This is a genomic window from Moraxella nonliquefaciens, from assembly GCF_001679005.1.
Taxonomy (GTDB): Bacteria; Pseudomonadota; Gammaproteobacteria; order Pseudomonadales; family Moraxellaceae; genus Moraxella; species Moraxella nonliquefaciens.
Genome location: NZ_LXTW01000032.1, coordinates 203,036 through 216,380, shown reverse-complemented (window position 1 = coordinate 216,380; position 13,345 = coordinate 203,036). Strand labels below are relative to the sequence as shown.

Here is a 13,345-nt window from a genome sequence, read left to right as displayed (position 1 = left end):
ATATTGCTTTGGCTGATTTATTTAATCAGCCAAATCAGACATTCATCCAAATAATTCATCCAAAGCATAAATCAATGGTAATGGTACTTGCCAATTAATATGCCCTAATGTCACATCACGTCTATCTACACCTCGCAAAAAGATAAATTCTACCGCTCCTAGATATTGCTTTTCACGCCCAACATAATCTTTGATGCGTAATTTTAAAAGACGGTGTAATGCTACTTGATATACGCATGCTTGAAGCCAATAGCCTGCTTTATTCATGACAGAATCTAATTGCTCAGAACGATAATGCGATAAGTTATTACTGACAAAGTTGGATTTGTAATCAACAACATAAAACCTACCTTGATGTTCATAAAGCAAATCCATCTCACCATTTAGATATTTATAATAAATAGATGGATTTTGTTCATTTAAGAAAATTTCTTTATCGCTGTATGTTTTAAATACTCTATTAAGCTCATTAATACCAAATCCTTGGGTCAATCTTAAAGTAAAAGCCATTTCTTTGGCAAAGTGATTGGGCGTTAATTCACTCAAACTTATCCCCGATGATAAAAATGACACATGACCAATATCATAAATCCACTCTATCAATGCTTGATGATGATTTAATGTCATCTGATTATCCAATTCATTATTTGACTCATCCGATATATTGCCATACATGCTGTGATAAGCATGAGCAAAATTTGATTTGGTAATCTCACCATCAATTTGGCTACTGATATGGCTTTTATCATTGGGGTTTATTGATTGTAATAAATGATGCAAAAAAGTACCTGCACTTACCCCTTTTTCAAATAATGGGCGAATGTCATGTTCAGGATAAGAGATGACATCAATATCATCCACGGCAGTTGTTATATTTGGAATAATGACTTCATCATCCACGCCATTATCTTGTATCATTGATGGTTTATTAAAGGCATTCATTAATGCTGTGGCACTGGTTTTGGATGCACCATAAAAATATGTTTTGGTAAATACTCTTTGCCACGCCTGATAATTTATCGGCATCAATATCACATCATCGCCGTGATATTTATCGGTTATTAGCTGTTGTGATTGTGCCAAAGCGATGACGTCCACCTTATTTGTCAGGCGTTTTGGCAATACAATATTTTTATCCTCACAATCAAACCATAAAAATAATGGTCTTTGTTCTATATTTTTGATACTATATAAATCCTGTCCAACCACAAATACCTGTTCAGACGCTCTGGTCAATGCCACATATCCCAATCGTAAACACTCATCCAACAACTCTTGTTCTTGTTTCATTTTATAATAATCATTAATTATGAAAATGCCATTAATTTTATCTTTTTTGGGTGAAATGCGACGGTGATATTGTTCATCGCTATAAGCATAAAAAATATCATCATGCTTACCACTGCTGGCGGCTGCATCCAAATCCATCACATAAACAATGGGAAATTCCAACCCTTTGGATTTATGAATGGTCATAAGATTAATACCAGACTCGCTTGGTAATGTCATTTGTTGATAATCTTCATTATCATCATAACCTGTCATCTTATCCCTAAACCAATGAATGAGCTTTATTCCATTATTCTCTTGATGTGCATATTCTCGCCCTATCAATTCGGTCAGTTGCCACAAATCTGCCAAATATCGCTCGCCTGCCTTGGCGGACATTTGCCACAGATTATTATCATTTAATGGATGATGCAATAAAGCATGTGTCAAAGCACTGGCAATGCCATATGTTAAAAATCTCTGATGGCACTGTTTTAAATAAAAAACAACAGACTCTACCACACGCTCATCATTTAATAAATCGGTAAGCTCTATCAAATCATAACCAAATAATTTGGTAATAAACAATCGCCCTAATAGTTCTCTATCTTGGCTTATCATAGCAGTCATAAGAGCATATAAATCTTTTGCTGAATCTGTGGTAAACACATTAATCTCATTGGGTGATATTGATGGGATGTCCAATTTATCCAAATGTTTTTTTAACTGTGCTAAATTTTTTTTGGTTCTTGCCAATACTGCAATGTCATCAGGTTTGATTTTTTTATCATCAAGGCGATGTTCACCTTGCAACAAGCTGTTAATATGATGAGCGACGTATTGGTATTTGTCCAATTTTTTATCATCATCACCTTTATAGGGTAAATGCAATAATGCCAATGGCTTATTTCCCAAATAATCAGGCAATGCTGATTTATTTAACTTCTGCCATGATAATAAATTCTGTTCTTTATGGGCGGTGATGGTGTGATAATAAATATCATCCCCCAAATAAGCAGGATTGAATGTTTCATCTTTATCATCTTGATGGGAAAACCAATGATTTAAGCCATCAATTAACTCATTATTAGAGCGGCGGTTGGTTGTGAGTGTCAGCTGGCTGTTTAATAAAGGTGGCAATGTATCACTCTGCCCATGGTGTTTAATGCTGTTATAATTGGCAACATCTCCTCCACGAAAACGATAAATTGCCTGTTTTGGGTCGCCAACCAATAATAAAAATCCCGTGGCAGTTTTACCCTTGTCTCGCCTTTGTTTGAAATAATCCAAATAAACAAGCTCTATCAGGCGTTTTTGTAGTCCATTAATGTCTTGGGACTCATCAATGAGTGCCACAGGATAATGATGACGAATGTGTCTTGCCAATTCAGGGGAATGTTCTAAGGATTCGATGAGTCGCACCATTTGAAAGGTGAAAGTACTTTTATTTTGTCGCTCTAAGGTGTTTTTTAATAATACACGCACTTCTTTGGCGATGGTGTGATATAAATGGGATTGATAATATTCAGGGATTTGATGGATGGCATTGACTGTCTCGCTGATAATAAGTAATGTATCTAATGGTAGGTTTAAAAATGTTTGTTTATTTACTTCAAAACCTTTTTTAAAGTTCGTTTCCTTTTTGATGTCGCTTAATTTAGTCAAAAAATATTTATCTTCATCGCTGATATGATTGACAAAATCCAAACGATGAATTTTTATCATCTCAATAATGTTTTTTAGGCGTCCAAATTCCTTGATAACCTTACCGCTATTTTTAAATCCAAATGAGAGCATATAATCAAGTTCGTAAAATGGTTCAAATACTGACACAATCTCAAAGATAGACATTAATCGTTTATCCAGCACGGTCAAATATTCATCCACACTCATCATCATATCTATGGGAGCGTCATAAAAGTTTAGTGCCACAGCAACCGCTTTATAAGCCGAACTGATATCACTAAACACCGTCCTGTCAATGAGAGCATACAGAGGCGACTGGGCAACTTGCACATGTTCACGACGCAGGGCATCATGAATGAGGGCATAAATCAGCTCATCGCTGTTAGCACTAAGCTCGGTATTTATCTGATAACCAATTTGGTCAGAGAATTCTTTGAGCCATTTTTGAGCAAGGCTGTCTAGTGTCCCCACAAATAATTTATCTAATGTTGTCAGCAGTAGTGAACAGTGGCGAATGGTCAGTGTCAAGGCGTTGGGGTCGCTGTCTGTTATCAGCTGTTTTATCAAATACTCATTAATGGGGTCATCATGGTCAAAAATACCTGCCATGCCTGCCTGCTCTGTCATCTGCTTCCATATCTCATTGATGTTTTTACTCTGAGATTTATCGGCATTTCCAACATGATAAAACCAGTGAGGATGTGTTGATTTTTTCCCATTTAACCAAGAGATGTAGCGATAAAAATTACTGATACGTGCCTGTATTCGCTCTTGCATTTCGCTGGCGGATGCTCGTGTAAAGGTTGTGGCAATGATACGCTTGGGGGCGTATTTTTTCTCTATCAATAGACGCAAAATAATGCCTGTTAATGTCCATGTCTTGCCTGTGCCTGCGGATGCTTCTATCAAATAACCGTGGTCTAATGTGCAATCAATGGCGGGAATATGGGTTGGGGCTGTCATTTATTCTCCTTGTTGGGGTGCATCTGCTTTTGACAGTATTTTGATAAAATCCAATGATTGAATCTGTCATTTATGATAAAAAATCAAGGGCAGGTACGCTCTGATTTTATTCATCTCTCTTTTTTCAATGGCAATTAGTCAATGGCAATGAGCGAATCAAACATTAACTGATACAGTGGTAACGCCAATGGCAAATATGTCATCAGAGCTTTGTAAGGGTCGTCGCCTTGTAATACCAACTGCCAAATCTCATGGCGACTGTCATTATCATAGATGTTGTCATGGTTTTGTGTTCCCATCCATTTTCCAAACAGTTTGGATGTAGGTTTTGTATCACCTTTTTGACAATGAGCAAGGTATGCCAAACCATCTCGGTGCGTCATGACAATCAGTTTTTGCTTGGCAAGCTGTGCCAGTAGGATTAAGTTTAGCACATAGGCTTTGGCAACAGTTGTACCAATACCACTAAGGGCAAATTTTCTCCCTGCAAAATCAGTATCATGACCTGCTTTGCGGTATTGCCACAGACTACATTTGTCATCATCTGCCGTCATCTGCCATAACAGATGATGAACAAAAAATCTAAATAAATGTTCAGCTCGGGCGGTATTTGGTAAAATGGCTCGCCATGACGTATCATCTGTGGGTAGATTGGCGGTAATATCAATGCAAATGTCATCACAGACAAGCAACACACTTTGTTCACAAGTGAGACTTAAAGTGGTACTTAGGCGGTTATTTGCCAAAACATCGTTTAACGCTTTTAACGCTTTGGCATAACACTCATCCGATTTGAGATTGTCTAGCATGGCATTAAATTCACCAAGCTCATCTTTGAGCTGGGCAAAATACTCATCAGGCATAGATAATCGTAACTGTCCTGCTGGCAGTCGGTCGCCATAATACAAAGCCTGCATGGCAAAGATGGCATCATTGTGATGATGGTCATTTGTTTGGTTCATGGCATCTAGCAGATGGTAAAAGGATTCATGAGCTGTTTGCATCTCATCAAATAACCCAAAGCCTGCCCCACGAATGAACAGCTCATTGATATGATAATCCCCCAATGCGTCTAAGGTCAAAGGCTCATTTTGCCCATCAGGGTCATACGCTTTGTCAATTTTGACTTTATCGTGCAAGTAGGTTTTGCCCATATTTTTAAAAGGGCCGATAAGCTCTTCTGCCTGCATGTTCGTTGGCAAAGTTAATCCATAATGCTCATACATTGTTTTGATATGTTGGGCAAGTGCCTTATCATCTGGACAAACAAAGGATTGTTCCAGCCGTGTCGCCAAATCAAGCACTGCCGTATCATCCATAATAAGCGATGGTGGTTTTGGCGTGATTGTTTGGGCATCTAGCGTTTGGCGAATGTCTTGCCATAACTGCGGTGGGGGCAGAGCTTGTTTTTGGCGATATTTTAAAGCGGTCAATCTTGTGTTTAGATGTGCGTTTAATTGGCTTGCCAAATCATCATCACAATCTGTCTTATCATGACGATAATACACCGCCTTATCAAAAAATGTCGGTTCATGATAGCTGATGAGATAATCTTCAACCAAGGCAGGCATAAGCTCATTGATAAGCGTGGTCATCTCATCATTTGGCTTATCTGTTTTTGCCTGCATCGTTGTGCCCTCCTGCCATTCACCCATGCCATCATCTTGCCAATGGGCTTCGGTTTTTAAAAATTCAATCAACTCGCTAACAACAGAGGCAGGCAATAGCTTCGTTTTGCCATCACTGCTTAATCCTTTATAAAAAATCAAACAAGCATCTTTGGTACATAACAGGGCATCCAAAAATGCCCCGTTGTCATCATCTTCGTTATAACGGTCGCCCAAACGTCGTACCCCTGCACGCATTAAATCCAGTCGCACCGCCCTGTCTTGACGTGGAAAAGATGTCAAATTCATCTCTAACATGACCGTCAATCCAAAAGGAATGCTACGTACTGTGCCAAAGCGAGCAAAAGTAATGACCTCTGATGGCTCTGCACTGATCGCCTGTGCTTTAACCATCTCAGACAAACTCTCTATCACAAGTTTCATAGGCAGATAAATCTCATCGGTATTTACCATATTACCAACCTGCTCATCTGCCACACTCAGGTGGTGGTGATAATAACGATTGGCTCGTAGGCTGCTCATCATGGCATTTTTGGCATTAAAAATTGCCCGCATACCAACACTGTCATGCCAATGCCCAAAATAGCGGTTGATGACTTCATGTTCAATATGATTTAATAATCGCTCCACACCATCCACAGCGGTCAATTGATTGCGATTGTCGGAAAGTCCTGCATGTATGGCACTCAAAGCGTGGATGATACTCTGATCATTTAGACTAACACCCATAAGCGGTAAGCTTGCCTCACCGAACACGCCTGCACGCCACACAAAGGGATGTAAGGCACGGCTTGGGGTTTTGGTGGGGGTTAGTAGTCCCAATACCAAACGGTCTAAGGCATGGCTAAATGTATAACGATAATCGCTGTCATCAACGTGCAAGGTTTTTGAGCGATGTCGTTCATCAAACCCCCTTCTAAATCCAGCCCGCCTTAACAAATCCACCCCCCGCCTCATTTCATCAAAAGACAATCCAAAACTTTCATATAAAGCTGGGGTCAGTAGCCACTCATTAACTTCATCAGCATAAAAGCGACTGGTCGGTTCACCAAGCAGCGTATAAAACCCCATGATGGCCTTGATTAACTCATCAATACGCTTATCGGGCGTTCCTGTGATTTTGATGGGCAATGTCAGCCCATCTGCCCCCTTGCCATCGGGAAATACCGAACGAATCAAATCCTGAGCACTGGCAATGTCAGGCAACAGCACAACCACATCAGCAAGACCTCGCTGTGGGTTGTCATTTAAATACTTGGCTATCATAAGCCGAGACAGCTCCAATTGGCGTTTTAGACTGTGGCAGGCATGAATGGATAAACTGCCCATGTCCATTTTAGTATCTAGCCTAAGTGGGGTTTTGGGGCGAACTTTTTGCATGAGTGTGTCATCAAAGACATCATCCGCCCAATCATCACTTAACAAAGTTGTCATGACTTGTCCACCTGCTTGATGATGGGCATCTTTATCATGGTCTAGCATGAGAATGTCTGTTTTTAAACCTTGTAGCAGATTTGGCAATGTGTTATCATCGGACACAGATTCATCAAAATCATCCTGCCAACGCACCTGCCACTTGCCATGACTGTCGCCCCCTGACAGGTCGGCAAGCATGGCAAAGGTATCTCGGGACTCTTTGCCTAAGCGTGACAAAAGTCCATGCCCATAGTCTTTGAGATAAACCATGTGTGGACGGATGATTTTCTGAGTTTGTAACCACTGCCTATCTACAATATCCGCCCAAAACATCATGGATGGGTTAAAATGTAATAGCACCACATCCAGATACAAGGACAGTTGTTTTAAAAAATCCAGCTCCGCCCTAGGGATTTGTTGCACAGTAAACAGATACAAGGCTTTGGGCAGCTCTTGTATGGCACGCACAGACAGCGAATCATCACCGTCATGATGAGCAGTACTGTCTCGCTTGCCTGATAACACTTGCCAAAAACGCTCCTCTAACACCAACCGATAACGGTAGGTCTCACCAAAGAGCTGTTGCCACAGATAGCCCAGCAGTCGCTCCAAATCCAAATAGTGCTCCACCAACCATTTGGGTGTGTCATTATCATCTGTCTTATCGTCATCGTTTGGCTGTATTGCACCAAAGGCTTTATCTAATCGCTCTTTATCACTCATCATTTGCTTGACAGTATCCGCCAAAGATACACCATTTGCCCAATCACTAAGCCACTCGGGGCGGTGTGTCAAATAGCGTACATACAGACGTGATAACTCATCGCACGCCTGCCATAACCGATGCTCAGGCAAGTTTTTGGCATCATCATACAAAGGCTTGATTAAAAAATACAGTGGATGGGCTACATCATCCATCAGTGTGCCATCTTTTTTAAATTCACTCATCACAAAGCCAAAAATCCGCCAACGCATGATGGATGCTGACAGCACCGCCACCTCTGGTACAGACAGAGCGTCATCAAAATGTATCTGTGCATCCAACGCCAATACCGTTTTCATCATATCCCACTGATATTTTCCCCAAAACTGAGCGGTAAACAGCGTACTAATACCCACACGGCTCGCCACGGTTTTAGTCAGCCAGTCGCCTAAGACCATAGATGGCACGATGACGGTAAAAGGGGTAAAAATCAGATGGGCAAGCTCATCTGATGAGTTATTTTTTTTATAAAAATCAATGAGATGACCAACAAGGCGGTCTGTGTTGTTGGACTGAATAATATGAAACATGAATAAATCGGTCAGAATGATGGTCAAAAATTTGCTTAATTTTACCGTGATTTTGGTAAATTTTCCATGTTATAATAACCTGATTTGGTAACTGTCTAAAAATCTACCAAAACAATACCACAAATCATTGATTTTATTATATTTTATTAATATGACAAAAAGAGCCAATATAAAAAATACCCACACCAAACGCCATCATCATCTTAAAAAAGTCATGCTGGTCGTCTTGGCGGTTTTTGTTTTGATTTTTGTGGCATCTTTGGGCATGGGCTTTTACCAAAACAGTCAAGACATCAATCCCATACCTGTGGCAATACATGATTAGATTTGCCCATAAAAAGCAGGACAGACTGCCTTTAATTTTTCAAACCCTTTTAAATACTAAAAACAGAGTAAATTTATGTCATTTGTACATTTGGGTGTGCGTAGCGAATACGCCATTGTTGATTCCATCGTCAAAATCAAAGAACTCATCAAAGCTGCCGTGGATGATGGACAGACCGCCTTGGGGATTGCCGATTTTAAAAATACCTTTGCCTTGGTCAAATTTTATAAAGCCTGCCTTGGTGCTGGCATCAAGCCCTTGCTTGGCACAGAGGTCATCACAGGCGATGATTTTAGCCCAACTGCCGAACATGAGGGGTTTAGCGTCATACTCTATGCCATGAATAACGACGGCTACCAAAACATTCTACGCTTGGTCTCAGATAGCTACACCAACCGACCCATGGGTGAAAATGGCAAAGTTATGATAAGCACACCCATTGTTTTAAAGCAAGATTTATTTGACCCTACCAAAAATGCAGGCATCATCGCCATACTCACGCACCGCTCTGAGATAACATCCGCCTTGCGTGGCGGGATGAATGCGGTAGGCATCTGGCAACAAGCCTTTGGCGACCGTCTGTATTTGGCAGTCAAACGCACCCACGTTCATGATGATGACCTAAACCGTGATATTATCATGGCAGGGGCGAAATTTGGCGTACCCATCATCGCTCATAATGATGTGCGTTTTATGAATGCCAGCGTTCAAAGTCAAGGCAAAGAGGACACCATCAGTACTGACTTTGAGGCGCATGAAGCTCGTGTGTGTATCACCAGTGGCTATGTACTGGCAGATACCACACGCCCTCGCATTTATAGTGAGTTGCAGTATTTTAAAAGCCAAAATGAGATGAATGCCCTATTTGCCGACATCCCTAAGGTTATTGAAAATACCACTCTTTTGGCATCTCGTTGTAACGTAACACTCACCCTTGGCAAGAACTTTTTACCTGCCTTTCCCATACCCAAAGGCATGACCGAAGAGCAATTTTTTTGCAAAACAGCCAAAGATGGACTAAACAGACGACTAGACAAACTCTATCCACCCGAGCGCCGAGATGAGAGCTGGGATTTGGTGCGAGAACCTTATGATAAACGCCTTGAATTTGAAGTGGACATCATCTTAAAAATGGGATTTTTAGGGTACTTTCTCATCGTGATGGACTTTATCCGCTGGGCAAAAGAAAATGGCGTGCCTGTGGGGCCAGGACGTGGTTCGGGGGCAGGTTCGCTTGTGGCATACAGTCTTAATATCACCGATCTTGACCCTTTACGCTATGATTTGCTTTTTGAGAGATTTTTAAATCCTGAACGTGTCAGCATGCCTGACTTTGATGTGGATTTTTGTATTGAGGGGCGAGACCGTGTCATCGCTTATGTGGCTGATACTTATGGGCGAATGGCAGTCTCACAAATCATCACCTTTGGCACAATGGCAGCTCGGGCTGTGGTGCGAGATGTGGCACGAGTACAAGGCAAATCATACGGTCTTGCCGATAAAATATCCAAACTCATCCCCAAAACTCCTGGCATCTCACTTGATAACGCCATCAAAGAAGAGCCATTATTAAAAGATTTATTAACCAACCCTGACACCCCAGACCACGAACAAGCACTTGAAATTTGGGAGATGGCACAAAAACTTGAAGGCATCACTCGCAACGTCGGTAAACATGCAGGAGGGGTGCTTATCGCCCCAAATCGCATCAGTGATTTTAGTGCCATTTATGCCGATGATGAGGGACATATCGTCAGCCAGTACGACAAGGATGATGTAGAGGCTGTTGGACTGGTGAAGTTTGACTTTTTAGGACTTAGAAATCTGACCGTCATCAAATCCGCCATCAACAATATCGACGAACGCCTTGCCAAAGAAGGGCTTGACCCCATTGACTTGGATGAATTGCCCCTAGATGACCCAGCGGTGTATGAACATGTTCTACAAAACGGTAATACCACAGCCGTGTTTCAACTTGAAAGCTCGGGGATGAAAAAATACCTAAAACAGCTAAAACCATCCAATATTGAAGATGTCATTGCCATGTGTGCCTTGTACCGCCCTGGCCCTTTGGAGACAGGCATGGTATCTGACTTCATTGACCGCAAGCATGGCATTCAAGAGGTCGCCTATCCTGACCCCAAATATCAGCACGATTGGCTAAAACCTGCCTTAGAGTCAACCTATGGCGTCATCGTCTACCAAGAACAAGTCATGCAAATTGCCCAAACTTTGGCAGGTTATACCCTGGGTGGGGCAGACATGTTAAGGCGTGCCATGGGCAAGAAAAAACCCGAAGAAATGGCAGCACAGCGGTCGGTATTTGAAGAGGGGGCGATGGGGCTTGGCGTGGATGGTGAGCTTGCCATTAAGATTTTTGAGCTTGTGGAGAAATTTGCAGGCTATGGCTTTAATAAATCACACTCAGCAGCTTATGGTGTGCTTGCCTACCAAACTGCCTATCTAAAACACTACTTCCCTGCCGAGTTCATGGCGGCAGTACTGACATCGGAGATGAATGATACCGATACTGTGGTTTTTTTAATCAGTGATTGCAAAAACAACTTTGACCTAAACGTACTGCCACCATCGGTCAATCACAGCCAATTTCAATTTGTCGCTCATGACCCTAAAACCATCATCTATGGACTGGGGGCGGTCAAAGGCGTGGGCGAGGATGCGGTTGCCAGTATTGTTAAAGCCAGAAGCGAAGGGGCATTTAAAGACTTGTATGACTTTTGTAATCGTGTAGATACCAAAAAAGTTGGCAAACGTGCCTTAGAAGCACTCATTAATGCTGGTTGTTTTGATGATTTAGCAAGCGTGTTATCTCCCAACTTGCTTGATGTTCATGGCAAAAACTTATCCTACCAAATCCGTGGCGGACTTTGGGAGCAGCTCCCCCAAGCCATGGAAGTGGCTCACCAAAACCGACTTAATAATGAAACGGGGACATTTGACTTATTTGCCGAGGTAGATGAGGGTCTGTCGGTCGCCCCCCCTTTGCCTGATGTTATCTGGGGTGAACAAACACGCCTGCGAGGTGAAAAAGACACGTTGGGACTGTATCTGACAGGTCATCCCATGGATGCTTATCGTGATGAGTTATCCTGTTATACCAACGTTAAAAACCTAAGCGAGGTGTCTGAGACAAGCTATGGCAAATTTGCCTTGGTGGCAGGACTTGTAATAGATGTGGCAAATTTTGGCAATCGTGTCGCCATTACCTTAGACGATGGCAGTTGTCGCTTGGAGCTTAGCTGTTATATGGATAAATATCAACGCATTTTACCCCTAATTGAAAGCAACGTCAGCCTAAATGCCACACTAACTCAAAAATACGCCCATCTGACCAAAGAAGACAAAAACTTCAATCCCAAACGTCTAAATATGCAAACACTGGCAAAGATTGACAAAAAAGATTGGGAACAGTTAAATAACCTAAATGGCGTGATTCTCATCGCTCGCATCAGCGTCAATGAAAGTGATGGACGAGTGTTCGCTCGCTTACAAGGGGGGCAAAATATCATCGAATCACGCCTAAAATCCTTAAATGGCTTACACGTCAAACTACACAGCCACGACATCCAGCGGTTATCAGTACTGACCGATTTATTAAAAGAAAATGCCCCTCCAAATCCTGATGAAATCGCAGGATTTATAAAATCCAAAACAACCACCGAAGATGGGGGAGCTATTATTGACATGGGCGATGCCCCTGATGGTTGTTTGCCTGTGTCGCTATACTTATATGATGAATGCAGTATTTGCAAAGTACTGACGAACAACCGTTTTCGCCTATATCCATCTGACAACAACCTAAACCGTCTAAAAGATGCCTTTGGGTCAGATTTTATGATAAAATAAATCTCATTGAGTTAAATTTTGCCATGCCAAACGTATTTTTAAATCGCATTCATACCATCATGGTCAATACGACCTTACCTGCCAATATCGGCTCGGCAGCTCGTGCCATGCACACCATGGGACTGTCTCACTTGACAGTAGTCTCCCCTCGCCTGCCCATCGATGACAGCAGTTACGCCAACGCCGCAGGTGGCACATCCATCCTAGATAACGCCGTCATCATCGATACCATAAAGACCGCACTATCAACGCACGCCTTGATTATCATGGCATCAGCACGCACCCGCCATCTGCCAAAACCTCTCATCACCCCAAATGAATGTGCCTCACTTTGCCATGATTTTTTATCCAAAAACCCAAAAGCAACAGTAGCCTTGGTCTTTGGACGTGAAGATAGGGGGCTGACCAATGATGAGTTGGCATTGGCGGATTATCATCTACAAATCCCTGCCAATCCTACTTATCCTGTACTTAACGTGGCAAGTGCTGTGCAGGTCATCACAAGCACACTCTATGCCTACTTTGACCAACAAAATGACAACAAAACTAAAGACAGCACGCATTACAATCAGCATAATCTTAAACATAATCTCAACATTCATTACCGCACCCTATGGGATGAACCTGCCATCACACATGCTCAAAAGGCAGGGCTTAATAACGCCATCACAAACCTACTCATCAAGCTAAACCTTGCCCAAGATGGTGAACTAAAAGATTTGCCAAAACGCCTATCACGTCTGTCCTCTCGCCTGCAACTTGACCAAAAAGAATACGCCCTACTACAAGCGTTGCTGGCAAAGGTTGATAAAAATATTGATAAAAAATAAGAGATGATTTACCACTTTTGGGTGGTAGGTCAAGACATGATTTTATGGTAAAATTGGGTGATAAAATT

At 41.9% G+C, this 13,345-nt stretch carries 5 protein-coding genes; 3 read left to right on the top strand and 2 right to left on the bottom strand.

Going from position 1 to position 13,345, the window contains the following annotated elements:
- Nucleotides 1–42 precede the first annotated feature (42 nt).
- Entirely contained in the window at nucleotides 43–3,918 is a 3,876-nt protein-coding gene (locus tag A7456_RS08025; protein ID WP_067009407.1) for a UvrD-helicase domain-containing protein, read from the bottom strand.
- Nucleotides 3,919–4,052: 134 nt separating this feature from the next.
- Nucleotides 4,053–8,282 carry an exodeoxyribonuclease V subunit gamma gene (locus A7456_RS08020; protein ID WP_158512514.1) on the bottom strand — a complete coding sequence of 1,410 codons (4,230 nt, stop codon included), beginning with the start codon at nucleotides 8,280–8,282 and terminating at the stop codon, nucleotides 4,053–4,055.
- A gap of 124 nt (nucleotides 8,283–8,406) precedes the next feature.
- Here A7456_RS08020 and A7456_RS11475 point away from each other — a divergent pair, with 124 nt between their 5' ends.
- The 3 genes from A7456_RS11475 (at nucleotide 8,407) to A7456_RS08010 (ending at nucleotide 13,277) form a co-directional block, all read left to right on the top strand.
- On the top strand, nucleotides 8,407–8,580 hold the full coding sequence (locus A7456_RS11475; protein ID WP_156623388.1) for a hypothetical protein: 174 nt from the start codon (nucleotides 8,407–8,409) through the stop codon (nucleotides 8,578–8,580).
- 75 nt (nucleotides 8,581–8,655) lie between these two features.
- Nucleotides 8,656–12,447, top strand: coding sequence for a DNA polymerase III subunit alpha (gene dnaE / locus A7456_RS08015; RefSeq protein ID WP_067009402.1), 3,792 nt, complete (start codon nucleotides 8,656–8,658; stop codon nucleotides 12,445–12,447).
- A gap of 23 nt (nucleotides 12,448–12,470) precedes the next feature.
- Complete coding sequence (locus A7456_RS08010) at nucleotides 12,471–13,277, top strand: RNA methyltransferase (protein WP_067009399.1); 807 nt, start codon at nucleotides 12,471–12,473, stop codon at nucleotides 13,275–13,277.
- The last annotated feature ends 68 nt before the right edge of the window (nucleotides 13,278–13,345 follow it).